At 49.7% G+C, this 24390-nt stretch carries 25 protein-coding genes; 18 read left to right on the forward strand and 7 right to left on the reverse strand.

What is annotated here, in order from left to right; all coding sequences use genetic code 11:
- Positions 1-251: 251 nt before the first annotated feature.
- Positions 252-884, reverse strand: a complete 633-nt coding sequence (locus FFM79_RS11695) for a DsbA family protein (protein WP_137643666.1) — start codon at positions 882-884, stop codon at positions 252-254.
- A 298-nt stretch (positions 885-1182) separates the two neighbouring features.
- On the opposite strand from FFM79_RS11695, the gene yjbM reads away from it, so the two are divergent.
- The 4 genes from yjbM (at position 1183) to FFM79_RS12825 (ending at position 3771) form a co-directional block, all read left to right on the forward strand.
- Positions 1183-1842 (forward strand): GTP diphosphokinase, encoded by a 660-nt coding sequence (yjbM, locus tag FFM79_RS11700; RefSeq protein WP_137643667.1) that lies wholly within the window; start codon positions 1183-1185, stop codon positions 1840-1842.
- Entirely contained in the window at positions 1843-2646 is an 804-nt protein-coding gene (locus tag FFM79_RS11705; RefSeq protein ID WP_137643668.1) for an NAD kinase, read from the forward strand.
- Positions 2643-3557: an RluA family pseudouridine synthase gene (locus FFM79_RS11710; RefSeq protein WP_137643669.1), complete on the forward strand. Its 915-nt coding sequence runs from the start codon at positions 2643-2645 to the stop codon at positions 3555-3557. Before FFM79_RS11705 ends, FFM79_RS11710 begins: the two co-directional genes overlap by 4 nt.
- A 91-nt stretch (positions 3558-3648) precedes the next feature.
- Positions 3649-3771, forward strand: coding sequence for a hypothetical protein (locus FFM79_RS12825; protein WP_263854458.1), 123 nt, complete (start codon positions 3649-3651; stop codon positions 3769-3771).
- A 265-nt stretch (positions 3772-4036) separates the two neighbouring features.
- Here FFM79_RS12825 and FFM79_RS11715 read toward each other — a convergent pair whose 3' ends face one another.
- Both FFM79_RS11715 and FFM79_RS11720 read right to left on the reverse strand, forming a co-directional pair.
- On the reverse strand, positions 4037-4675 hold the full coding sequence (locus tag FFM79_RS11715; RefSeq protein WP_137643670.1) for a copper homeostasis protein CutC: 639 nt from the start codon (positions 4673-4675) through the stop codon (positions 4037-4039).
- 15 nt (positions 4676-4690) lie between these two features.
- On the reverse strand, positions 4691-5713 hold the full coding sequence (locus FFM79_RS11720; RefSeq protein ID WP_137643671.1) for a lactonase family protein: 1023 nt from the start codon (positions 5711-5713) through the stop codon (positions 4691-4693).
- Between the two features lie 144 nt (positions 5714-5857).
- Here FFM79_RS11720 and FFM79_RS11725 point away from each other — a divergent pair, with 144 nt between their 5' ends.
- Positions 5858-6217, forward strand: coding sequence for a PTS glucitol/sorbitol transporter subunit IIA (locus FFM79_RS11725; protein ID WP_137643672.1), 360 nt, complete (start codon positions 5858-5860; stop codon positions 6215-6217).
- A 15-nt stretch (positions 6218-6232) separates the two neighbouring features.
- Positions 6233-7447, forward strand: coding sequence for an AI-2E family transporter (locus FFM79_RS11730; protein ID WP_137643673.1), 1215 nt, complete (start codon positions 6233-6235; stop codon positions 7445-7447).
- Between the two features lie 562 nt (positions 7448-8009).
- On the opposite strand, the gene rpsN is transcribed toward FFM79_RS11730, so the two are convergent.
- Positions 8010-8279, reverse strand: coding sequence for a 30S ribosomal protein S14 (rpsN, locus tag FFM79_RS11735; RefSeq protein WP_137643674.1), 270 nt, complete (start codon positions 8277-8279; stop codon positions 8010-8012).
- 183 nt (positions 8280-8462) lie between these two features.
- Here rpsN and FFM79_RS11740 point away from each other — a divergent pair, with 183 nt between their 5' ends.
- Positions 8463-9317, forward strand: coding sequence for a methyltransferase domain-containing protein (locus tag FFM79_RS11740; protein WP_137643675.1), 855 nt, complete (start codon positions 8463-8465; stop codon positions 9315-9317).
- Positions 9318-9584: 267 nt separating this feature from the next.
- Here FFM79_RS11740 and brnQ read toward each other — a convergent pair whose 3' ends face one another.
- The gene (gene brnQ / locus FFM79_RS11745) at positions 9585-10934 is read right to left on the reverse strand and encodes a branched-chain amino acid transport system II carrier protein (RefSeq protein ID WP_137643676.1); all 1350 of its coding nucleotides are present in this window, start codon (positions 10932-10934) and stop codon (positions 9585-9587) included.
- A gap of 167 nt (positions 10935-11101) precedes the next feature.
- The gene (locus tag FFM79_RS11750; protein WP_137643677.1) at positions 11102-11749 is read right to left on the reverse strand and encodes an NAD(P)-dependent oxidoreductase; all 648 of its coding nucleotides are present in this window, start codon (positions 11747-11749) and stop codon (positions 11102-11104) included.
- Between the two features lie 155 nt (positions 11750-11904).
- Here FFM79_RS11750 and FFM79_RS11755 point away from each other — a divergent pair, with 155 nt between their 5' ends.
- Both FFM79_RS11755 and FFM79_RS11760 read left to right on the forward strand, forming a co-directional pair.
- On the forward strand, positions 11905-12417 hold the full coding sequence (locus FFM79_RS11755) for a tRNA (cytidine(34)-2'-O)-methyltransferase (protein ID WP_137643678.1): 513 nt from the start codon (positions 11905-11907) through the stop codon (positions 12415-12417).
- Between the two features lie 152 nt (positions 12418-12569).
- Positions 12570-14957, forward strand: coding sequence for a DNA translocase FtsK (locus FFM79_RS11760; RefSeq protein WP_137643679.1), 2388 nt, complete (start codon positions 12570-12572; stop codon positions 14955-14957).
- Between the two features lie 145 nt (positions 14958-15102).
- Here the strand turns inward: FFM79_RS11760 and FFM79_RS11765 are convergent, their stop codons facing one another.
- On the reverse strand, positions 15103-15228 hold the full coding sequence (locus tag FFM79_RS11765; protein ID WP_137643680.1) for a DUF4044 domain-containing protein: 126 nt from the start codon (positions 15226-15228) through the stop codon (positions 15103-15105).
- A 186-nt stretch (positions 15229-15414) separates the two neighbouring features.
- On the opposite strand from FFM79_RS11765, the gene FFM79_RS11770 reads away from it, so the two are divergent.
- From FFM79_RS11770 to FFM79_RS11810, 9 genes are all read left to right on the forward strand, one after another.
- Complete coding sequence (locus FFM79_RS11770) at positions 15415-15780, forward strand: DUF3397 domain-containing protein (protein ID WP_137643681.1); 366 nt, start codon at positions 15415-15417, stop codon at positions 15778-15780.
- Between the two features lie 182 nt (positions 15781-15962).
- The gene (gene mraZ / locus FFM79_RS11775) at positions 15963-16388 is read left to right on the forward strand and encodes a division/cell wall cluster transcriptional repressor MraZ (protein WP_137643702.1); all 426 of its coding nucleotides are present in this window, start codon (positions 15963-15965) and stop codon (positions 16386-16388) included.
- Positions 16389-16421: 33 nt separating this feature from the next.
- Complete coding sequence (gene rsmH / locus FFM79_RS11780) at positions 16422-17369, forward strand: 16S rRNA (cytosine(1402)-N(4))-methyltransferase RsmH (protein WP_137643682.1); 948 nt, start codon at positions 16422-16424, stop codon at positions 17367-17369.
- A gap of 54 nt (positions 17370-17423) precedes the next feature.
- Positions 17424-17807: a cell division protein FtsL gene (ftsL, locus tag FFM79_RS11785; RefSeq protein WP_170177462.1), complete on the forward strand. Its 384-nt coding sequence runs from the start codon at positions 17424-17426 to the stop codon at positions 17805-17807.
- Positions 17804-19945, forward strand: coding sequence for a penicillin-binding transpeptidase domain-containing protein (locus FFM79_RS11790; RefSeq protein WP_137643684.1), 2142 nt, complete (start codon positions 17804-17806; stop codon positions 19943-19945). Before ftsL ends, FFM79_RS11790 begins: the two co-directional genes overlap by 4 nt.
- Positions 19946-19974: 29 nt before the next feature.
- Positions 19975-20940, forward strand: coding sequence for a phospho-N-acetylmuramoyl-pentapeptide-transferase (gene mraY / locus FFM79_RS11795; RefSeq protein ID WP_137643685.1), 966 nt, complete (start codon positions 19975-19977; stop codon positions 20938-20940).
- Positions 20941-20983: 43 nt separating this feature from the next.
- Positions 20984-22363 carry a UDP-N-acetylmuramoyl-L-alanine--D-glutamate ligase gene (gene murD, locus FFM79_RS11800; RefSeq protein WP_137643686.1) on the forward strand — a complete coding sequence of 460 codons (1380 nt, stop codon included), beginning with the start codon at positions 20984-20986 and terminating at the stop codon, positions 22361-22363.
- Positions 22363-23454: an undecaprenyldiphospho-muramoylpentapeptide beta-N-acetylglucosaminyltransferase gene (gene murG, locus FFM79_RS11805; protein WP_137643687.1), complete on the forward strand. Its 1092-nt coding sequence runs from the start codon at positions 22363-22365 to the stop codon at positions 23452-23454. Before murD ends, murG begins: the two co-directional genes overlap by 1 nt.
- A gap of 29 nt (positions 23455-23483) precedes the next feature.
- Entirely contained in the window at positions 23484-24359 is an 876-nt protein-coding gene (locus FFM79_RS11810) for a cell division protein FtsQ/DivIB (RefSeq protein ID WP_137643688.1), read from the forward strand.
- The last annotated feature ends 31 nt before the right edge of the window (positions 24360-24390 follow it).

The following is a 24390-nucleotide window of genomic DNA, read 5'->3' on the forward strand; positions in this document are numbered from 1 at the left end:
GTTGAAAAAAAGGCCCCAATTCGTAAGTGAATTGGAACCTCATAAAAGTACAAATCAACACCGGTTGACACAGAGCCATTGAATTAGGGGCCGCCTTTAGTTTGCCGCTAGCGCGGGCTAGACAATAGCGACACCAATTAGGACAGGTCTTCAATTTGATTGGAAGCACAAAAAAACCAGTAATCACGGATGATTACCAGTTTCGAAGTAACCTGCAATTGAAACACGTTCGAATAATTGCAAAAACAGGTTTATAACACGTGTAACTGAGCAGTTGTTGAGCCAGCGTTAGCGCTAGCCTGACGAGTTACTTCGTGGAATGGATCCAGTTGACCATTGACCAGATCAAGCAGGGTCGTGTAATTGAAATGTTCTAACAAGACACCGTAATCGTAGCGATCGCAATCAAAAACCACGGCCGAAGACGCTTCGGTGATGTTCATTTCGGAGGCTAGCCGTTGATCAGCTTGGAACGCCTGTTTCGCCAACTGGCTATCGCGGTCTTCCATGAACATGTCGAGATCGATTTGACAATCCTGAGCCACTTGTTTAACGAGTGCTTCTGAGTAACGTTGTTGGGCCTTTAGCATGGCCGCCTGTAGCGCAATTAAAAAGTTCCGTCCGCGTTTCTTACCTTGGAATAAGGCCGCCTTGTAATCTAAAATAACCCGGTACAAAGTTTGCGATTGTTTATTTTGCGCCTGCCAATTACTGGCTTGAATGCCTTGGCATTTAAGTGCGCGTGAAACGACGTTGATATTTAACAACGGTACGAATTGAAATTGAATTTGTTTATCTGAATCATTGGCCAACCGTAGTACGTTCTGTTCGTCACGAACGCACTGGGTCGCTAACGGATTCACAAATAAATACACTTCTAACACGTCATGATTCCTCCACTTTCTCTATTCGCATCATAGTGCAGAATACCAAATCATTATGGGTATTTGCAAGCTTTTAATTCCATAAATATATTCATATAAAAATAAATAAAAATTGTTCTTTCATTTGAACCCTCAAAACGTATCATGCACCGATTTTAGATATTCGTAAAGTAATTTGTTCGTAAGCGCTCTTTTGAAGCGGTTGTTAATCTTAATTACTGAACCAGGGGATGATTGCTTTTTATTCTGGCAAATTATGGTAAAATTTTATGGTATGGATTGAAACGGAGGTGCCCCGATGGAAGATTGGAACCATTTTTTATTACCTTATCAACAAGCCGTTGATGAATTGAAGGTCAAGTTACGGGGAATGCGGAAACAATTTCGGGATCTAAATCAGCACGAACCAATTGAATTCGTGACCGGCCGGGTCAAACCTGTCGATAGCATTAAAGAAAAGATGGTCCGGCGGAAGGTTCAAGAAGACCGGCTTGAGCAGGATATGCAAGATATTGCCGGTTTGCGGATTATGTGCCAGTTTGTAGAGGACATTTATCAGGTTGTTGATTTGTTGCGCAAACGAACGGACATGACGATTCTTGAAGAGCGGGATTACATCAGCAATGAAAAGCCGTCCGGTTATCGTTCGTACCACATTGTGATTGAATACCCCGTTCAATTGGTTGGCGGTGAAAAGAAAATTTTAGCCGAAATCCAAGTTCGGACCCTGGCAATGAACTTCTGGGCAACGATTGAACATTCGCTCAATTACAAGTATCAGGGGGATTTTCCAGAAAATTTAAGTCAACGATTACAGCGGGCTGCCGAAGCCGCCTTTAGTTTGGATAAAGAAATGTCGGAGATTCGCGAAGAAATTCAGGAAGCCCAGAGCCTATTTTCATACGGGAAGGGCGCTAATAGCGATGAAGCCGCCGAAACAAAGGAAGAGCAAAAATAGATGAAAGTTACGATTTATGCCAATTCTAGTTCGAAAACGACGCAGGTTGCGACCGAGTTACATACAAAATTGGTAGCGGCCGGCTTTGAAATTGATGATCAGCATCCGGACATTGTCCTCTCAGTCGGCGGTGACGGTACGTTGCTTTCTGCTTTTCATCATTACAGCCACATGGTTGATCAGGTTCGGTTTGTCGGGGTGCATACGGGTCACCTCGGTTTTTATACGGACTGGCGTGATTATGAAATTGACCAGTTGGTGGCCGGTTTACAACAAGATAATGGCCAAAGTGTGACTTATCCGCTATTGTCAGTTGAAATTACTTACGCGGATAATGGCGACACGGATACGTATTTGGCTTTGAACGAATCAACTTTAAAGAAGTTGGGGAGTACTATGGTGGCGGACGTCTTCATTCAAGACGAGCTTTTTGAGCGTTTTCGGGGCGACGGGCTCTGCGTTTCGACGCCGACCGGGTCCACGGCTTATAACAAGTCGGTTGGGGGAGCGGTTATTCACCCCCGGTTGGATGCGCTGCAGATGGCTGAGATTGCTTCCATCAATAACCGGGTGTTTCGGACGTTGGGGTCGCCGGTAATTGTCGCCCCGTATGAAACAATTACGATTCGACCGCAACAGCAGTCAAACTTTCTCTTTACGGCTGATCAATTAAACACCCAACCGCGCCCAATCAAACAAATTTGTTACTCAATTGCTAACCGGCGGATCGCGTTTGCACAGCACCGCCATAACCGTTTCTGGAAACGGGTTGAAACGTCCTTCATTGGGTTGGACGAGCAATGAAATTCACGTGGCACAATGACGCACAGGAGCCGATGAAAGTTAAAACCTTATTAACCCAGCACGGGGTAACGCGGAGCCTGTTAAAAAAAGTGAAGTTTCATGGTGGCGCGATTTTGGTCGATCACCAGCCGGTTTTAGCGATTCACATGCTGACGGGTGGTGAGACGGTCACGATGGTAACGCCGCCGGAAATTGGCAATGACCATCTCGGTGTTTCAACCTTACCCATTAACGTGGTTTATGAGGACCGGGATTACCTGGTCGTGAACAAACCAGCCGGGGTTGCGTCGGTCCCCGCCCACGCGCTGCCAGATACGACGTTAGCGAACCGGGTCAAGGGCTACTACCGCCAGCAGGGGTACGCAAACGAAGTGGTGCACATTACGACCCGTTTAGACCGGGATACGAGTGGGATTGTTTTATTTGCGAAGCACCACTTTGCGCATTCAATCATTGATCACCAACTCAAGGCGCATAGTATGCGTAAAATTTATTTGGCCGTCGTTGCCGGCCGGATTGACGCCGACCACGGTTGGTTGGATTCACCGATTGGACGGGCGCCTGATTCGTTTATTAAGCGGATGGTGACGCCCACTGGGAAACCATCCTTGACCGAATACTGGGTCGTTAAACGCCTAACCAACATGACGGTCGTTCGCGTTCAGTTGCATAGTGGGCGTACCCACCAAATTCGCGTCCACTTTGCGGCGGCCGGACACCCGTTAGTGGGGGATGCGCTGTACGCTGGCCCGGCCGATCCGTTAATGACGCGCCAGGCGCTGCATTGTATGCAGTTGAGTTTCTTTGATCCGTTTCAGGAGCGCTGGCTAACGAACTTTGCACCGTTACCAGCGGATCTGGCGAACCTGATTAAAACTCGCCAAGCCGCCAATTTTGAGCGGCCGTTCTAAACTAAGTTATTAACGGTGGCCTGAAAAACACCGAACATCGAAAAAAGTGCCCCCTAGTGGTTAGATTTTTATCTAATACTAGTGGGGCACTTTGACGTTATTAACAGATTCTGTACTGATCGATGTTAAGATTGCCGCCAGCAACGGGGGTAACCGGGTGGCTAAAACACTGTGGGCATCGATTCGAGCCATTGGTCCACCCGCTGCTGGCTAGACTGGTTCTTAGACTGGGTTCCATGGGCTACATTAGTAAACCGCAATTAATGGGGTGATTCCGCAGAACGGTTACTTAATTAAGTTTAGGGTAGGCTTATTTGCTTATTTTGATAGTTACAGCAAACTGATTGAAAATTCAATTGCTACCAACTTAGCAACACATATCATAGAGCCCGTTAAAACCGTAATACCAAAGCAACGTTAGGTTGCATAAAAAATCCCGCAAACGCGCCCAGAGCGAATTTGCGGGAAGGCTGGTTCAATTAAAAGTCAATAATTTTGGTACCGTGGGCCTGTTGAACGCCAAGTTCAGTGGTAATTGCGTCAACGTTGGCTGCGGTCACGCCACCACCGGGGAGAATTTGAATTCGCCCAGCGGCTAATTGGTTAATTTGCTTGAGGTGGGGCAAACAAGCGGTGATTGGTTGGCTAAGTGGCCCACCATGGGTTAAAATCCGATCGACGTCGTGGTCGACGAGCCAGTCGATTGCCGCCGCCTGGTGCGCTTCGGGAATGGCATCAAAGGCCATGTGGAAGGTAACGCTCATGCCGCCCGCCGCTCCAATTAATAGCTCAAGGGCTTCGGTATCGAGCTGACCATCGGCCTTTAAGGCACCGAATGCAACCCCGTCGACGCCTAATGATTGGGCCTGCAGTAAGTCGGCCTCCATGATTTTTAGTTCAGTGTCGTTATAAACGAAGTTTCCACCGCGCGGTCGAATCATCGTTACGAGGGTGACTCCGTGCTCTTGCGTGTACTTCGCGGCTTCAGCCATGACACCCCGGGAGACGGTGGTTCCACCCACAGCCAGGTTATCGTTTAATTCGATGCGGTTAGCACCAGCCGCAATTGCGGCGGGAATATCGGTATAGTTTTCAAGGGCAACTTCTTTTAATAGCATGCGTTTCATCCTTTATTAATAAAATCGAACACAGACGCCTTCTGGTACGGAGACGTCTTGTTGGCAAATATTGAGTTTACCACTCGTGACGTCGCGTGTATATAAAGTCGCATTGTCAGTATTTTGGTTAACGACGACCACGAATTCCTCGGTCGGGTCGAGGTCAAAGTCCCGTGGAAAGTCACCGGCCGTACTAATTTGTTGAATTAAGGTCAATTGACCGTCCGCGGCTACTTTGAAAACGGCTAGGGTGTTATAGCCGCGGTTCGATACGTACAGGAAGCGGCCGTCGCGACTTAAGCGGATAGCGGCCGCACCGTTATGGTCGTGATAGTCGGCCGGAATGGTGGCAACCACGCTGAGTTGTTCAAAACTACCAGTGGCAGCATCGTAGCGTAACGTTGCGATCTGACTAGATAGTTCACCAGCAAGGAAAGCGAACTGACCGTCCGGTGAAAAGACGAGGTGCCGGGGACCAAAGCCGGGGGCCATGGTCAAACAGGACTGCCGGCTTAATTTACCGGTCTGACTGATGTTTTCAACGTACACTTTATCGCTTCCAAGGTCAACGACCGCCAACCGGTTATCCGGCGTCAAGTCGGTGTAGTGAATGTGGGCTTCGGTCTGTTCAGGCCGCGGACCGTGGCCGGTATAAGTGACGACGTCCGTTAACTTAAGTTCACCGTTCGACGCAATTTGCAGCACTTCGGCCGTGCCCTTATGGTAGTTAGCGCTATAAACGAGTTGACGGGCTTCATCCACCGCCACGTAGGCCGGGGGCGTTCCGGGCGAAACAACTTCGTTAAGCCGCTTCGCCCCCTGGTCGGAGAGTTGCCAAGCGGCGATGCCGCCTTGGTCGTCACGCTTATCAACACTATAAAGGCGGTCTTTAGCAGAGACCGCCAAGTACGTGGGGTTTGCGGTTGAAGCAATTAAACCGTCGTTGGTTAAAGTTTTCGCTGTCGTGTCGAGGGTTCCCCAGTAAATGCCCTGACTCGTTTTTTTTGTGTAGGTTCCAAATAATACCCGTTCTTGCATAAGCAGAATCCTCCTTTGAAGATAGTTTCAGTATAGCATAATTGCCCGGTGTGGAAGCGATGACAAATTGGCATGGTGAAAGCCCGCTATGCTACAATAAATGCAATTAGAAATTTAACTAATCAATGAATGGGGATAACAATCATGATAATAACAGCTACGGTTCAGTCGATTGGTGAAAAGGCCCTCGACGCGCAGGACCCAATTTTAGTTTTATTTGATCAGACGGCTACGCCGGATTTACAAGCAATTGCCGTTATTCAGCAATTTGACGCACCGCTGACGGCGATTAACCTAACCGCGGGCAGCCAAATCAGTATCGATGATCAGGAGTACACCGTCAACTACGCGGGCCAATTAGTGGCCACAAACTTAGCCTCCATTGGGCACGCGACCTTGTATTTCCGGCCAGTACCGGCCAAGCCCCTGGAAAATGGCATCTATCTAGCTCCTAGCACGTTCCCCCAAGTTCACGTTGGCAGCGTGATCAAGTATCAAATTTAGAAACGGAGTGGTTAGTTGAAAACTCATTCAAATCAAAGCCGGTTTAGTAGCCGGAAAACGATTCGAATCCTAATAGTCATTTTGCTCTTGCTGGCGATCATCTTCCTTGGTCGGCAGGTCAGCTGGCTGATGAACCCGGTCCGACAATTTATCAGCATTGTCGGTTTACCCATCATTTTGGCTGGGGTGTTGTATTATCTAATGAACCCGCTAGTTGATTTGCTGGAGCGCCGCTACCACGTACGCCGGACGTGGACGATTATTGGCCTGTTCGTCATTATTTTAGGACTGCTTGTTTTAGGCATCGTCGCCATCATTCCGACGATTCGCCAACAGACGCTCTCAATTATCAATGATTGGCCGACGTACTGGCAGAACGCGACCCATGAAGTCAATAAGTGGATGAATGAGCCGGAACTGAGCGGCTTGCGCGAGCAACTCGAGCAGTGGAACACCGACGTTAGTGAGTTATTGAGCGGCCGCTTTTCGAAGTATTTAACTGGCACGGTCTCGTCAATTACGAGCGTTTTCAGTACCGTGACGACGATTTTAATTGGATTAGTCACGATGCCGTTTATTTTGTTCTATTTATTGCGCGATGGCCACCAGTTACCGAAATACTTGGCAAAGTTTGTGCCGACAAATGGCCGTACCAGTTTTTTACAAGTATTAACGGAAATCAATAGTCAGGTTAGTAACTATATTCGTGGCCAGTTGACGGTCGCCTTTTTCGTGGCGGTCATGTTTGCGGTCGGCTACAGTATCATCGGTTTAAAGTTTGCGCTGACGCTTGGAATTGCGGCGGGCGTGTTAAACTTGATTCCGTACCTGGGGTCATTTTTAGCGATGGTCCCGTCGGTCGTGATTGCCCTCGTGACTTCGCCCTGGATGCTCGTCCAAGTCATGATTGTCTTCGTGATTGAGCAAACCATTGAAGGCCGAATTATTTCACCGCTGGTTTTGGGGAGTAGTTTGGCCATTCACCCGGTCACGATTTTGATCGTCCTGTTAGCGGCCGGTAAAATCTTTGGCCTAATGGGTGTGATTTTTGGGATTCCGGGCTACGCCATTTTGAAGGTACTGTGGACGCACTTGTTTGCGTGGTATCGCCACCAGTCGGGGTTGTATCCGGATGAAACGGCCCCCCAACCGCAAGCGCAAGCGGCGCCGCAGACAACTAAGACGCCGGGCGCGTCTGAGTCGGAGTCGTCATCAAATGAGGGTCTATGATATTTGGTGTTGATCTGCTAAGAAGGTCGCCAATTGAATTTTCAATTAGTTCGTTGTGATTAGCGAAATAGCAAGCAAGGTTACACTATATTTAGTAACCATTCTGCAGGATTATCTGCATTAATTGTGACTTATCAGAGTCACCCGAAAAACTCAATATAAAAACCAGTCTAGCCAGTAGCGGGTGTAACCATGGCTCAACTGCGAAATTATTCTAAGCCGGAAGTGTTGTTCTTCCGGCTTAGAATAAGGCTCGAATTTGAGATTGCTCAGTGGGTTTCTGAGTGAGCTCAAATCGATGCCCGCAGTGTTCCAGCCACCCGGTTACACCCGCTGCTGGCGGCAATTTCAACACCAATCGGTACAGAGCCTCAGATGATTGATTATTATTGATTAACGCTAGAAACGCAAAAACCGATGACCGCAGTTTGGGCTGCGATCATCGGTTTATTTTTGAATGTGCGGATGCGCCATTAGTCATAGCTGTTCATGTTTCCAGCTAACTGACTTTTGACACACGCTCGTTAAATGTAAATGAGCCCTTAGAGTGCGACTGGTTACATTACCAGCTTGCTTTTTTGACGCCGGGAATTTGACCGGCGTGTGCTAAGCGCCGAAAGTTTAGGCGGGACATCCCAAACTTACGGAGGTAAGCGTGGGGCCGACCATCGAGCTGGTCGCGCCGGTGAATCCGAACGGGTGAGGCGTTGCGGGGTAGCTTAGCTAACCCAGCGTAATCGCCGGCCGCCTTTAGGGCAGCGCGCCGTTCAGCGTAACGGGCGACGGTGGCTTCGATCTTGCGTTCCTTAGCAATTTTGGACTTTTTGGCCATAAATGAGTGCTCCCTTCAAACCGAATGTGGTGTGTTATGGTTGCAAATCAATTTGGACAAAATTAGTAAGTTTTTAGAACGTTATTTAAGATAGCATATTGCTGGCATAATTTCGATTATTTTGTCTGCCGGCAGTGCACGTATGGTATGATGGGGGCACTTGATTAAACGGAGGATTGACTTGTGAAAAAAATTGATCGGGGCATCGCGTTTGTCCGGGCAAACTTGGCCCGCTTTCGCTGCCTAGTTTGTGAACAACCTTACGCGGCGATTGACGGCCATAGTCTGGTTTGCCCGAACGGCCATCAGCTGGACTTTTCAAAGAAGGGGAGTTTGTATTTTTTAACTCATCAGGTCCAAACCGAATATGACGCGGACATGTTAGCAGCCCGACGACGGGTCCTGCAGGCGGGCTTCTTTACACCCATCGTAACGGCAATTAATGAGCAGTTACCCCCAACCTCCCAGCGGATTTTAGATATTGGGAGTGGTGAGGGGACCCCGTTAGCGGAGTTGTTGGCAAGTCACAATCAACCGCAGGACGTGGGGATTGGGTTTGATATTAGTAAGGCCGGCGTTAACTTGGCCACCCAACTCCCAACCAGCGCCTATTTCTGCGTGGCGGACTTGGCCCAGCTACCGTTTACGGACGGTGCCTTTACCGCCATCATGGACGTTTTTTCGCCATCGGCTTACGCGGAGTTTGAGCGGGTCCTTGAACCGGGTGGACAGTTATTAAAGGTGGTCCCGAATCCCGAATACTTAATTGAATTACGGCACCTACTGTTTACACCGGACGAGCGCCAGTACCACTACGATAATCAGCGCGTTTTAGACTTATTTAGCCAACATTATCCGCAAGCTCGCCGCCAGCGAATTCGTTACCAAGTCGCTTTAGACCAGATTGCCTTTGACGACTTGTTAGTCATGACCCCGTTACACTGGGGGGCTCAACCTGCTCAATTGGCGTCAGCCCGGGCTCGGGGGCTGAAAACGATTACAGTTGACGTTAGTTTACTAATTAGCCAAAAAAGCTGACCAAAACAGCTTGCATCATGATATTGGCGGTGTTAAGATATCTTTTGAGAAATCGTTTGGTAGTTAACATCGATTAACGTCGTTGGTGGCTACCGAGTTGTACTTCATTAACGTAGCGTTTCGCCGTGCCCACACCGAAATACTACGTTTTTTTAGTTACATGTCGGAAGCGCTGCCATTGCGAACCGCCCTAGTAGATAATATGCAAAAAACCCGCTATCAACATCCCTAAACGGATGTTGGTAGCGGGTTTTCGACTGGTTGCGGTTAAGCGTGGTTGGCGCGCGTGCGCGTCCAGTGACTGACGGTCAGGCCCATTAAGAAACCAATCAACGCGGGAACGCTCCAGCCGAGCCCCAAACTAGCGAGCGGCAGCCAGTTGTTGGCGGCGATCAGCGCTTGTAGCCAGGACGCGTGGGTCCAAGCGGTCGGTAACGCGTTAATGCCAGCTAGTAGGGCTGGAATCAGTGTCCAGGCGGTCGTTAGTCCGTACAGCCAGCGCGACATGCCGATCCAGGGTGCTAGGCAGGCTAGCAGGATCAAAACGATGGCTAGCGGGTACAGAGTCATGAGCACCGGTGTGGAGTAGTTAATGAGTTGCGTGAGGCCAACGTTTGCTAAAATTGCCGGTAACAGGCAAGCGACAGTGATCACTAGCGGGTAACTCAGCTTAGGAAACAGCTCGTGACCAGTATCACCGAACGCGGATGTCAGGCCAATCGCCGTTTTCAGGCAGGCGATGATGACGAGGAGCGCCAGCAAAACGTTGCCAAAAGCCCCGAAGTAGTAGTTGGCAATTTGCGCGAGGGTCACGCCACCGTTACTTGCGGGAGCAAACTGACCGAGACTCAGGGCCCCGACAACGGCGAGGAGCGCGTAAATGACCCCCATTAAGGTCATACTGATGATGCCGGCTTTAATCGTGTCGGTTGCGATCTGGCCGGGATCGGTGACGCCGAGGTTGCGGGTGGCGTCAATCACGACGATGCCAAAGGCCAACGAAGCTAGTGCGTCCATGGTGTTATAGCCCTCGGTAAAGCCAGTCATGACCGGACTAGTGGCGTAGCTCCCACGGGCCGCGCTACTGAGGTTGCCCATCGGGTGAATGAGCGCCATCAAAATGAGTGCGCCGAGTAAAATTAAGAACAGCGGTGTTAGCCACTTACCGACGTAGGTCATGATTTTACCCGGATTACGAGCCAACCCCCAGGTCAGTAAGAAGAAACTAATTGAAAAAATTAGTAACGCAAGCGGCTGCTGCGCACTGCGAATGAAGGGCGCGAGGCCAATTTGAAAAGCAGTCGTAGCGAGGCGCGGCATGGCGAAGAGCGGTCCAAGCGTGAAGTAGAGAATGACGGTGAAACCGTAGGCGTATGGCCGGCTGACGCGACTAGCGAGGTCAAACACCCCGTTACTCCGGGTGAGGCCCATCCCAATAACGCCGAGCAGTGGCAAACCAATCCCGGTGATCAGTAGGCCGATGACGGCGGCACCGACGTGGTGACCGGCTTGTTGACCAAGGTAAATTGGAAAAATAAGGTTACCGGCGCCAAAAAATAAGCCAAAGAGCATGGTACCGATAAAAATTAAATTACGAGTCGATAAACGGGGCTGCATGAAATCCCAACTTTCTACGAAATTAATAATTAGGTAGCAAGTTTAGCATGTTTTGATAATAAATTAATTAAAAATGGATGGGGATTCATCTGGGCCACTGCCAATTTGAGGCGTCAAAAAAGCACCATCATTCCGAATGGAGTGACGGTGCTGATGGTTACTTTGAGTTATTGATTAGCTACGGTAAAGCGGGTTTGATGATGTTGCGGTTGCTCAATTTCGTCAAGAACCGCAACCGCCATGGTACCGCTGGTCGTAACGGAATCGCCCGCCGCGTTGACGAGTAACTCGTCGGTGCCAAGGAGCGCCTTAGTTGCGTCACCAGCGTGGAAGTCTGCAGAAGGTGAAATCCCGACCCAGTTGACGTTATTAACGGTCCGTAAAAAGGTCAATTCTGCCAATTGATTTTGAGGAACGGCAACGAAGGCGTCGTTCGCCGGATCACTTTCAATGTCGTGCACGAACAGGTGCTGGTCCGCTCCGGTCGTTAGGCTACCCGCACCTAAAATAAAGACGAGGCGGGGTTGATCAGTTCCCCGGGTTAGGGCGACCAAGTGTGTCGCCAGGTCCACGTGTAAGTATGCTTGGTCGGGTGGGCAGGCCATGGCGTCGACCACGACGTCAACGGCTGCGAGGTCCGCTTTAGTGAGCTTGAATGCGTCAAGCGCCTGGGTCGTGAGTTTAGCATCGGTTGGTAACGCTGCTAATTTGTCGGCGGAACGACCAATCGCCAAAACTTCGTGACCGCGGTTTAGGGCCATTTTGGTGATGGCGGAGCCGGCCATTCCAGTTGCACCAATAATCATAATTTTCATCTGCAAAACCCTCCATTTAATTTGAACTACGGCCTTAGTATAAGAAAGTTAAGTTAGGAAAGCGAACAATCTGTTCTCATCGGGATTTGTTAGCTGTTTAGCGGCTCGCATGGTATGATAAAGGGTACCGATACTAAATTCAAAGGAAGATTGCATTGACAAACCACATCGCACTGTTTGAACCATTAATGCCGGCCAATACCGGCAACATCGCCCGGACGTGTGCCGGCACGGATACGGCGTTACACTTGATCGAGCCGCTGGGCTTTAAGGTTGATGATAAGCACCTCAAGCGGGCCGGCCTCGATTACTGGGATAGTGTGGACATTACTTACCACGCCGACTTGCAGGATTTCTTGGCCAGCATCCCGGACTTAGACCAACTTTACATCGTCTCAAAATTTGCGACGCATGATTACACCGACGTTGATTACCACGATACTACCAAGGACCACTACTTCCTGTTTGGGAAGGAAACGACCGGGCTCCCCGAACCGTTTATGCGTCGTTACCCAGAAAAGGCGATTCGGATTCCCCAGGATGATTCACATATTCGGGCGTTGAACTTATCTAATTCAGCCGCCATCGTCATTTATGAGGCGCTCCGGCAACAACAATTTCCAAATTTGGAGCGGGCGCACCTGTACGACAACGATAAATTAAAGTAACGAAAGCGCGTGCACTGACTACGACGACTAGGCGGGGCACGTTTTTTGACGGCACGGGTTTATAACGAACGTAGGTTTGGTATAATGAAAGCGACCAGCCGCGCAGTTATTATGAAATTGCGCGGACTTTACGAAGAGAGGATGAAGCGAGCGTGGCGCGCAAGCAAGCAACAACTAAAAAACGCCGAACCAGTACTCGCAAGCGGCGTCCGGCAGCCGCCGCAAAACGGCAAATGACGGGCAACATCATTGGGCTAGTGGGGTTACTCGTCACGATTCTGGCCTTTTTACGCGTCGGCTTAGTCGGGATGTTTTTTGCGGAGTTTTTCCGAGCAATTGCCGGCAACGCGTACATGATCTTTGCCGTGATTACGGCGCTGATCATGGTTTACTTAATGATTTTTGGCCGCTGGCCGCGCCTGACCTGGCGCTGGTGGACCGGGGGCAACCTGATTTTTCTGAGCTATCTATTATTATTAGAAATTCCGACGTTCAACTTATTGAATCGGCACACCCATTTTTGGACAATTACGAAGGAACTGATTAAAACAGACTTTGCGAAGGGCGGAATGGCGAGTGACCTTGGCGGTGGTCTCGTGGGGGCCGCCGTTTATAGCGTGACCTACCCGCTGTTTGCAAACGTTGGTACGGTGTTGATTGCCATTCTGGTATTGATTGCCGGGGTTTTCATTTTATTTAACTTACCGTTTCACCAAACCATGCAGGGGTTACGGCAAGTGCTGATTACGATTGGTCAGCGACTACGGGTTGCTGGGGAACACTTAGGGCACGCGATTCGCGTGCAAGTGGCCCGGTGGCGCGTGCATCAGCAAGTGCGGGCTAACGCGGCGGCTGAACAGCCTACTTCACAGGCCACTTCAGCGTCAAACCAGCCCGCAGCTCCGATGAGCGCCGCGGCTGCGCCGGTTCAGTCAAGCGCCCCGGCCCCGGCTAGTCAAGCGACACCGCCAAAAAAGGCCCCCGCCATTACTGTGGCGAGTGAACAGGAGGCGAGTGCCGCGGCAACTGCGAGTCAGGCGGCGGATGAAGCTGAGTTACAGGGCACGGCGGTGAGTGACGAGTCGGATTACCAGTTACCGGCTTCGACCTTACTGACAAAGATTCCTAAGACTGACCAAAGTGCGGAGTACGCCACGATTGAAAGCAACTCGGAGAAGCTGACGACTACGCTGGCGAGTTTTGGGGTCAAAGTTGAAGTTAAAAACGTTAGCTTAGGCCCGTCCGTTACGAAGTACGAACTCCATCCGGCGGTGGGAGTCAAAGTTAGCAAAGTGGTGAACTTAGCCGATGATTTGGCCTTAGCGCTCGCGGCGAAGGATTTACGGATTGAAGCTCCGATTCCTGGTAAGTCACTGATTGGGATTGAAGTGCCGAATAAGCAAATTTCGACGGTTTCCTTCCGCGACATTGTTGAAGCCCAGCCACCACACCCAAAGAAGCCGTTGGCCGTACCTTTAGGGCGCGACGTTTCCGGCAACTTAGTGATGGCCGACCTAGCAAAAATGCCGCACTTACTAATTGCGGGTTCCACCGGGAGTGGGAAGTCGGTCGCGATTAACGTGATGATTACCGGGTTGTTGATGAATACGAAGCCGAACCAGGTCAAGTTTATGTTGATTGATCCGAAGAAGGTCGAGTTGGGCGTCTATAACGGGATTCCGCACTTACTGACCCCGGTGGTCACCGAACCCAAGAAGGCGGCCCGGGCCCTGCATAAGGTCGTAGCTGAAATGGAACGGCGCTACGAATTGTTTGCTGATTCCAAGCAACGGAATATGCAGGGGTATAACGAGTATGTTCGTGAGCAAAATGCAGCTGACGGACTGGACCGACCGGTTCTGCCGTACATTGTGGTCATCGTGGATGAATTGGCCGACTTGATGATGGTTACGTCGAGTGAAGTCGAAGACGCCATCATTCGCTTGGGGCAAATGGCCCGGGCGGCCGGAATTCACATGATTTTGGCGACTCAGCGCCCTTCGGTTGACGTTATTACCGGCTTGATCAAAGCCAACGTCCCGTCCCGCATGGCGTTTGCCGTTTCAAGTGGGACGGATTCGCGAACAATCATTGATAGTAACGGGGCCGAAAAACTACTGGGTCGCGGGGACATGCTGTACCAGCCAATGGGGATGAATAAGCCGTTGCGGGTCCAAGGTGCCTACATTTCAGATCATGACGTTGAAGAAGTGGTGAACTTCATCAAGGCACAACAAACGGCTGATTACGATGACAGTATGTTAGTCAAAGATGAAGAAACTGAAGAAGGCGCTAGCGGTGATCCGCGGGATGGTGAAGATGAATACTACGCTGAGGCGGTTGAGCTGGTCACGGCGCAACAATCAGCTAGCGTGTCGATGTTACAGCGCCGCTTCCGAATTGGTTATAACCGCGCAGCCCGGATTGTTGATGAGATGGAAGAACGCGGGGTCGTCGGGCCTTCTGAGGGGAGTAAACCCCGGAAGGTTTACCGGCAACCGGCCGCGGACGAAGCTGATTCCGAGCATGATGGTGCTTAGGGGGGTGCGGTTGACCGTTATTCGGTAAATACCGTTCCTAACTAACAATGTAAATTGTGAATCAAAAATCCGCTACCGTCCGATGTTAACTGGATGGTAGCGGATTTTGTGATTTGTCACATTTGACCATGGGTGCTAGCTGGGGTTAGCCGAACGTCAGTAATCCTAATCCGGATAAGGCCGTGAGCACGAGTGAGCCGATGGTTGAAATAATCATTAACCAGATAATGACCATGGTGATTTTTTGAAAGGTTGTTTTTTTCTTCTTCATGCTATTACTTTGCACCACACTTTTCGAGTAATTCCTTCATAGTTTACCGTGGAATGACTTTTTTTTCAATCATCGCTCCCAAAAGACGCCTTGATTTCGATAGTGAATTGCCACGCTGGACTTGAATCTAATTGAAAACGGCCGTCGTAATCTTTATAATGAAGCGGTACTCTGGGAGGGAAATTCATGAAAGAGCTACTGACCACTTGGTATGGTGAAGTCGTCCTGTTAGCGGCCGTTTCGGTTGTTTTGATGGGCTTAAAACGGCTTCTCCAACGCTGGTGGCCACGTCGACTGTACTTAGTTGATTTTTGGCCGCCGTTGTTACTCTATTTTACGCACCACTTAACGTTACAAACAACGGACAGTTCGTTATTGCCGTACGAAGTCATGTCGTTAATGATTTTAGGCATCGGGTTGACCCTGCTAGAGGCACTTAATCGAGGCGAAATCCTTTACGGGCGCTTCTTCAAGTTCTATTGGCGGGGCGTTGACTTGATGACGATTTTGATCTATCTCATGGCGTTAGGCTTCCACTTACTACTCAATTAAAACGGATAACTTAAAAACTGTCCCCACTAGGCCCCACTTGACGAATCAAGGTCAGGTGGGGCTTTTTTTGACATTTTGTTAACAATTTGGAAAAGTAACAAATCGATGTGGTAGGAAGTGGGGGCGTGTGGTAGACTTAAATTATGTTTAATGAAAGGGGTTGATTGACTGTGGCTTCGAAGATGTTCTTTGGTGAATTTGAACACACTTTGGATGCGAAAGGTCGTTTAATCATCCCCGCTAAGTTCCGTGATTTGTTAGGTGCGCAGTTTGTGATCACCCGTGGGATGGACGGCTGCATTTTTGGCTATCCGCAAGCGCGGTGGACCACGTTGCAAGCGCAATTAGACGATTTACCACTCACTAAAAAGGATGCGCGGGCGTTCGTCCGTTTCTTTTATGCCGCGGCAGCGGAGTGTGAGTTAGATAAGCAGGGGCGGGTCATGATTCCCGCGAACCTGCGTCAATACGCAAAATTAGAAAAAAAGTGTGTGATTGTGGGGGTTTCGGATCGGTTTGAAATTTGGAGTGCCGCTAAGTGGCAAGCCTTTGAAACGACGACCGCCGAAAACTTCGATGATCTTGCTGAAAATTTGATTGATTTTTAATTGATAAGGATTTAATGGGAAGGGAGGCGCCCCGTGCCAGAATTTGAACACACGACGGTACTCCTACACGAAGCCATTGACGCGTTAAACATCCGCCCGGATGGAATTTACGTGGATTGTACGCTTGGTGGTGGGGGGCACTCACGAGAAATATTGAAGCAGTTAGGACCGGACGGGCACCTGTTTAGTTTTGATCAGGACCAGACGGCAATTGACTATAATCAAAGTAATTTAGCGACGTACCTTGAACAGGGTCGCGTCAGTTTCATTAAAAGCAACTTTGCGAATTTGAAAACGGCCTTAACCGAACGGGGAATTACGCAGGTCGACGGGGTCGTTTACGACCTAGGGGTTTCTTCACCCCAGTTTGACGATGCAGCCCGGGGGTTCTCATATCAACACGATGCGCCTTTGGATATGCGGATGGACCAAACCCAAGCGTTGACCGCCCAGACGGTCGTTAATACTTGGGATTACGCGGACCTCGTTCGAATTTTCTACCGTTACGGGGAAGAAAAGTTTTCCAAGCAGGTTGCCCGGGCAATTGAACGGCAACGCCAGGTGAGTCCCATTGTGACGACCGGTCAGCTCGTTGACGTCATTAAAGCGGCAATTCCAGCCCGCGCTCGTCGAACCGGTGGCCATCCTGCTAAGCGGGTCTTTCAGGCGATTCGGATTGCAGTGAACAACGAGTTAGGGGTCTTAGAGACTTCGCTGGAGCAGGCGGTTGCGCTAATTGCCCCCGCTGGGCGGGTGAGCGTGATTACGTTCCAATCGTTGGAAGACCGGCTTGTTAAAACGATTTTCAAGGAACACAGTGCGCTACCAGAATTACCGCCAGGTTTACCGGTGATTCCGGATGAATTGCAGCCGGATTACCGGCTGGTCAACCGCAAACCAATTGTGCCAAGCGAAACGGAAGTTACGGCTAACCGCCGGGCGCGGAGTGCCAAACTCCGGGCCATTGAACGGCTACGCTAGTACAACCACCAAAAATGCAACTAAATTAAGCGAAAATGTTAAGGAGTGATTAGAATGGCCCAGAATGGATTGGCACGGGAGCTGCCCCAAGCAACTCCCCGTGCAACTGACAACCCGGTACATAGCACCGCGGTTAACCCCAATCCGGCAATTAAAACGCAACGGGTCCCATTTTCGAAGTTCGAAAAATGCCTGTGCGTGGGATTGAGTTTAATTGTTTTCAGTTTGGCATTAATGTTAGTTTCGACTAATATTGCCATTGGTAATTCGCAAAATCGCCTACAAACGGTGCAAACCAAGGTTACGAAAGTTGAGGCTAGTAACACTTCTGCTAAGCAGGAGATTAGTGAACTTTCGAGCCGTAGCCGCCTAAATAAAGTGGCAAAGAAGTACGGTTTATCGCTTAACAACGGTAACATAAGGAATGTTTACAAATGAATAAACGCAAACAACGAATGACTTCGAAACGGTCACCAAAACAAAATCGTAGAATTTTTGGCCAATGGCTATTTTTAGGAGCGATACTGATTTTTACCGTTTTGATCATTCGTTTTTCGTATATCGCCATCGTGCGGCACGCAAACGGGGTCAACTTGGTTAACGCAACGACTAAGTTGTACACTCAGGATCAGCGAATTGCGGCTAAACGGGGGACGATTTATACGGCAAACGGTGAAGCCATTGCGGAAGATACTAGTACCTATACGGTTTACGCCATTATGGCCAAAAATCAAAAAAACGCCAACGGTAAGGCGCTGTACGTTAAGGATAAGCAACGCGCGGCCAAGGTCTTATCGAAGTACTTGCCGATTAGTTATAAAAAGGCGCTAGCAGCTTTGAAAGACGGAGCGGGAAAGTTCCAAATTGAGTTTGGCGCGGCCGGAAAAAATATTTCCCTCACGACCAAAGAGAAAATTGATGCGCAACACGTCAGTGGGTTGCACTTTACCGAGTCGGAAGCGCGTCTTTATCCGAACGGACAGTTTTCATCCCACTTGATTGGGTTAACAACGTCAAAAACGAATACTGAAACGAGCCAGTCGACCTTAAAGGGATCGATGGGACTGGAGCTAGCGTTTAATAAGCAACTTTCCGGAACGGATGGTCGTAAGACAATCACCAAGTCCGGCTATCAGGGCGACGTGAAGCCCGGGAAGAAAGTCAAGAACGGGAACGACGTCTATACGACCTTGGATAGTAAGCTTCAAACGCTTTTGGAAACCAAAATGAACGCGGTCGCGGAGCAGGTTAATCCCAAGTCGATGACGGCGACCTTGATGAACGCTAAGACCGGTGCAATTTTGGCAACGGCACAACAGCCGACCTTCAACGCGCAAAATAAGAAGGGACTCAGCAAGATGTGGCGCAATCTGCTGGTTGAGGACACTTACGAGCCCGGCTCGACAATGAAAGTCTTTACCATGGGTGCGGCCATTGATAGTGGTAATTACGACGCTAACGTGACCGTGCCAACCGGGCAGTATAAGATTGGCAATAAAATCGTTCCCGATTGGAATACTAACGGTTGGGGCAACATTACCTACGCCAAGGGGTTTGCGCTTTCAAGTAACGTCGCTATGGCCCACTTGGAGCAGACAATGGGGTCCAAGACTTGGTTGAAGTATATTAAACGGTTTGGCCTGCGAACGAGTACGAACAGTGGGTTAGCCAATGAACAAACCGGGTCAATTCAGTTTACGTATCCCATTGAACAGGCGGATACTTCCTTTGGGCAGGGGATTCAAGTTACGGCGATGCAAATGCTCCGTGGCTTCACGGCAATTGCTAATCGTGGTAAGATGTTACAGCCCTATTTTGTGTCGAAAATAAAGAACCCAGATACGAACAAGACGGTTTACCGCGCTCAATCGAAGGTCGTTGGGGAACCCGTCTCGGCGAAAACTTCTAAGGCGGTCCTTAAGCACATGGAAGACGTAGTTTATAAGTCTTACGGAACCGGGAACGCTTATCAGATTAAGGGTTACCGGATTGCTGCGAAGACCGGGACGGCACAAGTTAGTAACGGGAGTACCTATGAAACTGGAGATGATTCGTACCTGTATTCCGTAGTGGGGATGGCCCCTGCTAAAAATCCAAAGTATATTATGTACATTACAATGAAACAACCCACTTTAAACGGTAACTCGGCGTCGGAAGTGATGGCTGAAATTTTTAACACGGTCATGAAGCGGGCCCTTGATGAGCAAAAAGCAAGTGAAACGCGGTCGGCAACCGTCCGGATGACTGATTTAACTGGTCAGTCAATCTCAGCAGCAACGACGGCGGCCAAGAAGCTAAAGGCGCAACCGGTTACGGTTGGTAAGGGCTCTCGGGTGGTTAAGCAGTCGGTTTCGGCCGGTACGGTTCTGACGGACAGTCAACGGGTCATTCTGGTGACAAATGGTCAGATGTACATGCCGAACTTAACGGGCTGGTCAGCCAGCGAGGTGGCTGATTTTGCAAGCTTGACTGGCTTGAAACTGACTACTAACGGGACGGGCTACGTCAGTGCGCAAAGTATTTCGGCTGGCAACCCGATCGATGCAAAGGAACAGCTTAGGGTGACGTTGAAGTAATTAATCAAGCATTAGAATGGAGAATTGTTGTGAGTTTACTAGCATGGGTGGCAACATTATTAAGTGGTTTTATCATCGTGTTCGCGTTAATGCCGTCGTTGATTCGGTATTTCCGCGCCCGTAAAGAGGGGCAAATGATCCGTGAAGAAGGACCCAAGTGGCACGAAAAGAAGTCGGGTACCCCGACGATGGGGGGCTTGCTCTTCATCATTGCAATTTTGATTACGACGGTTTGGGTTGGAATTTGGCAACATCAATTGCAGCCAACCACGTGGATCTTAATGTTTATTCTGGTGCTCTACGGAGCGCTCGGTTTTTGGGACGATAGTATCAAACTGTGGCGGAAACAAAACGAAGGGTTAAAGGCTTGGCAAAAGCTACTTGGTCAAATTGTGGGGGCCGTGATTTTCACACTGGTCTACCAACACGAACACTTACCGATGGGGCTTCGAATCCCGGGCGTTGGTGATTGGTCATTAGGACTTTGGTACATGCTATTTGTCATCATTTGGCTCGTTGGCTTTTCTAACGCGGTTAACTTAACGGACGGCTTGGACGGCTTAGTTGCCGGGCAGGCGACGATTGCCTTTGGCGCGTACGCCTTAATTGCCGGGGTACAACATCAATATAACGTGATGCTGTTTTGCTTGGCCGTGGTCGGTTCCTTGCTCGGGTTCTTCGTCTTTAACCATAAGCCGGCCAAAATTTTCATGGGTGACATGGGCTCATTAGCGTTAGGGGGCGCCTTAGCAGCGGTATCCATTCTCGTCCATCACGAATTATCATTGCTGATCATCGGCATCATCTTCGTGATCGAAACGGCCTCCGTGATGTTACAAGTTGCTTCATTCAAATTAACGGGGAAGCGGATTTTCTTAATGAGTCCGATTCACCACCATTTTGAAATGAAGGGCTGGAGTGAGTGGAAAATCGACATCGTTTTCTGGTCGATCGGGTTAGTTGCCGCGGCTATTAGCGTTGCCACGATTATTTGAGCATTATTAATGACGATAAATTAATTTAGGGAGATCTTGACATATGAAGTCGGTTGAACAATATCGCAACCAAAAAGTACTGGTATTAGGTTTGGCAAAGAGTGGCGTTAACGCCGCACGCTTACTGCATAAACTGGGGGCCTTCGTGACCGTCAATGATAAAAAGGACTTTGATCAAAATCCGGACGCGCAGGAGCTCTTAAGCGACGGCATCAAAGTGATTACGGGGGGCCACCCGCTATCCTTACTTGACGAAGATTTTAAAGTCGTCGTTAAGAACCCGGGAATTCCGTATTCCAACCCAATTGTCAGTGGCGCCATTCAAAAGCACATTCCGGTAATTACCGAAGTGGAATTAGCCGCTCAAATTTTAGAAGGCGAATTAATTGGGGTCACCGGGACGAACGGGAAAACGACCACGACAACGTTGATTACGATGATGCTCAACCAGCGTTCGCAAGCGGGGAAGGCTTACGTTGCTGGTAACATCGGTGTTCCAGCGTCGGCCGTTGCGCAAAAAGCGGGCGCAAATGACACGATGGTCACTGAATTATCGAGCTTTATGCTTTGTGGGATTGACCAGCTGCACCCGCACATCGCCGTGATTACGAATATTTATTCAACCCACTTGGACTGGCATGGTAACCGTGAAAATTACGTTAAGGCTAAAATGCGGATTACGATGAACCAAACGGCGGATGACTACTTTGTGATTAATTGGGACAGTCAGGAATGGCGGGACTTAAGTCAGCAATCACGAGCACAAGTCGTCCCATTTTCACGGCAAGGAAACAGTACTGATGGGGCCTATGAACGTGATGGGCAACTCTACTTCCGTGATGAGTACATCATGGACGCTAAGGAAATTAAGATTCCGGGTGAGCACAACGTTGAAAATGCGCTCGCGGCGATTGCGGTCGCTAAGTTGCAAGGCGTCCCGACGAACGGCATTGTGGAAGTCTTGAAGAGCTTTTCAGGAGTTCGGCACCGCACCCAGTACGTGGAAACCTATGAGGGTCGTCAGTTCTATAACGATTCGAAAGCCACGAACATTGTGTCAACCGAAATGGCATTACGGGGCTTTGACCATCCGGTGGTGTTACTAGCCGGGGGCTTAGACCGGGGGAACACCTTTGAAAAATTGGCTCCGGCCTTGAAGAAGCACGTTAAGACGCTGATTGTGTTCGGTGAGACGGCGCAAAAATTAGCGGATGCGGGTAAACTGGCTGGCATTGAAGATATTGAATTTACGAAGAATTGCGAAACGGCGGTTCCGTTAGCTTGGAAGCAAAGTGCAGCCGGCGACATCATTATGCTGTCACCAGCCTGTGCGAGCTGGGACCAGTACCCGAACTTTGAAGTCCGGGGCGACCGGTACATCAAAGCCGTTGAACAGTTAACAGGAAAGGCGGAAGAGAATTAATGCGATTAATGATTTCTGGCGGGGGGACTGGTGGTCACATCTACCCAGCCCTAGCGTTAATTGACGCGCTTAAGGCGCATGACCCGCACGCTGAGGTTCAGTACGTGGGGACGCACCGTGGACTGGAAAACCGAATTGTTCCTGAACGCGGGATTGATTTCAAAACGATTAAAATTCAGGGCTTTAAACGCTCAATTTCCTTGCAAAATGTCAAAACCGTTTACCTCTTTTTAAAGAGCGTTGTGACGGCACGCAAATACATCAAGGCGTTTAAGCCGGACGTTGTCGTTGGGACCGGGGGCTACGTTAGCGGTGCGGTCGTCTTTGCGGCGGCTCGGATGCACATCCCCACGGTGATTCACGAACAAAACTCAGTGGTTGGGGTAACCAATAAGTTTTTAAGTCGCTACGTGGATAAAATTGCCATTTCGTTTGAAAGTGCGCGTTCCCAGTTTCCGGCTGACAAGGTCGTGATGACTGGAAATCCGCGGGCCCAACAAGTTGCTGGGATTCAAAAGACGGGGGCGTTGGCGCAGTTTGGGTTAAAACCGGACGTGCCAACCGCACTCATCTTTGGTGGCAGTCGGGGGGCGGCGCGGATTAACGCCGCTGCCGCCGCGGCGGTCCCGGAACTTAACCAGCGTGACTACCAGACGCTCTTTGTGACCGGGCAAGTGCACTACGATAAGATTATGGATCGTTTAGCAGCGACACCCCCAGCGGACAATGTTAAAATCGAACCATACATCAAAAATATGCCGGCAATTTTACCCGAGGTGGCCGTGATTTTAGGCCGCGCGGGTGCCACGAGTATTGCTGAAATTACGGCGCTCGGGATTCCGTCCATTTTGGTTCCTAGTCCGTACGTAACGAATGATCATCAAACGAAGAACGCCCAAAGTCTCGTGGAAGCGGGGGCCGCTGAAATTGTCACCGAAGCGGACCTGACGGCAACGAGCCTGTTAAACGTCGTTGATCGTTTGATGGGAAGCGCTACGCAGCGAGCTAGCATGGCCGAACATGCAAGAAAGCTCGGGATGCCGGATGCGGCCGATCAATTATTGGCCGTTTTAGAATCGGTTCGTCATTAGAACCAGTATTGGAGAAAGGGTGGAAGTGATTGTCCTTATTCAAACGTAAGCCGAAGCGGACGTCTGGGTCGGCGTCACTCACCCCGTGGGAGCGCTACCAACAAGACGCTGCTGACAACGCCGCTACTGAAAAGAAGCGGCATTTTAGCTGGTCGGGAAAGCGAATTCGAATTGGCGATAAGCTACCGCGGCTGAAGAGTCAACGGCGGCGACTGGTGGTTAAGCGAGCGGCACTGTTGATTGGAGCGTTTACCGTTGGCTTGTTGATTGCGGCGTACTTTATTTCACCGCTTAGCCACATTCAACGGGTGACCATTCGGGGGACCCAGCAGTTGTCAACTGCGCAGGTCCAAACGGCTACCCGGATTCGTCCGGGGGAAGCGTTGTGGGCCGTCATTGGTCACGATCGTCAAATTAGTCACCGGGCCCAGCGCGCGAATCCCCAAATTGAACGCGTTGAAACGCGGTTAGTTGGGGTTAATCAGGTGCGCGTCACGGTTAAAGAAATTCGCATTGCTGGTTACCTGACAACCGGTAATAGCTATCAACGGGTTCTTGAAAACGGGGTCATTATGCCGCAGCGTTTCTCGCAACCCAGTGGAGGCTCTCCAATCTATGCGCATTTTAAAAGTGGGCAACGGCTGCAAACGATGATTAAGCAGTACGCTAAGTTACCCGCAAAAGTGAAACACGCAATTTCAGAAATTAAATTTGCGCCTAATCAAGCAAATCCAGAGCGGGTTCATTTGTATATGAACGATGGCAACGAAGTTTACGCGACCATTAGTACGTTCGCTAGCAAAATGACCTATTATCCGGGCATTGTCGCCAAGATGGACGCAAAGGGAATCGTCAATCTAGAAGTTGGTGCTTATTCGGTTCCGTTTAAGTCGCAGAATAATTGATTGAATAGTATTTCCGCCTTTTTAAAAGCCC

The sequence above is a fragment of the Lactiplantibacillus modestisalitolerans genome (genome assembly GCF_005405425.1).
Taxonomy (GTDB): domain Bacteria; phylum Bacillota; class Bacilli; order Lactobacillales; family Lactobacillaceae; genus Lactiplantibacillus; species Lactiplantibacillus modestisalitolerans.

Excerpts from the sequence above, each read along its gene's own strand:
- yjbM (WP_137643667.1), top strand. The coding sequence starts at position 1,183 with ATGGAAGATTGGAACCATTTTTTATTACCTTATCAACAAGCCGTTGAT.
- FFM79_RS11705 (WP_137643668.1), top strand. The coding sequence starts at position 1,843 with ATGAAAGTTACGATTTATGCCAATTCTAGTTCGAAAACGACGCAGGTT.
- FFM79_RS11710 (WP_137643669.1), top strand. The coding sequence starts at position 2,643 with ATGAAATTCACGTGGCACAATGACGCACAGGAGCCGATGAAAGTTAAA.
- FFM79_RS11715 (WP_137643670.1), bottom strand. The coding sequence starts at position 4,675 with ATGCTATTAAAAGAAGTTGCCCTTGAAAACTATACCGATATTCCCGCC.
- FFM79_RS11720 (WP_137643671.1), bottom strand. The coding sequence starts at position 5,713 with ATGCAAGAACGGGTATTATTTGGAACCTACACAAAAAAAACGAGTCAG.
- FFM79_RS11725 (WP_137643672.1), top strand. The coding sequence starts at position 5,858 with ATGATAATAACAGCTACGGTTCAGTCGATTGGTGAAAAGGCCCTCGAC.
- rpsN (WP_137643674.1), bottom strand. The coding sequence starts at position 8,279 with ATGGCCAAAAAGTCCAAAATTGCTAAGGAACGCAAGATCGAAGCCACC.
- brnQ (WP_137643676.1), bottom strand. The coding sequence starts at position 10,934 with ATGCAGCCCCGTTTATCGACTCGTAATTTAATTTTTATCGGTACCATG.
- FFM79_RS11750 (WP_137643677.1), bottom strand. The coding sequence starts at position 11,749 with ATGAAAATTATGATTATTGGTGCAACTGGAATGGCCGGCTCCGCCATC.
- FFM79_RS11765 (WP_137643680.1), bottom strand. The coding sequence starts at position 15,228 with ATGAAGAAGAAAAAAACAACCTTTCAAAAAATCACCATGGTCATTATC.
- FFM79_RS11770 (WP_137643681.1), top strand. The coding sequence starts at position 15,415 with ATGAAAGAGCTACTGACCACTTGGTATGGTGAAGTCGTCCTGTTAGCG.
- mraZ (WP_137643702.1), top strand. The coding sequence starts at position 15,963 with ATGTTCTTTGGTGAATTTGAACACACTTTGGATGCGAAAGGTCGTTTA.
- ftsL (WP_170177462.1), top strand. The coding sequence starts at position 17,424 with ATGGCCCAGAATGGATTGGCACGGGAGCTGCCCCAAGCAACTCCCCGT.
- FFM79_RS11790 (WP_137643684.1), top strand. The coding sequence starts at position 17,804 with ATGAATAAACGCAAACAACGAATGACTTCGAAACGGTCACCAAAACAA.
- murD (WP_137643686.1), top strand. The coding sequence starts at position 20,984 with ATGAAGTCGGTTGAACAATATCGCAACCAAAAAGTACTGGTATTAGGT.
- murG (WP_137643687.1), top strand. The coding sequence starts at position 22,363 with ATGCGATTAATGATTTCTGGCGGGGGGACTGGTGGTCACATCTACCCA.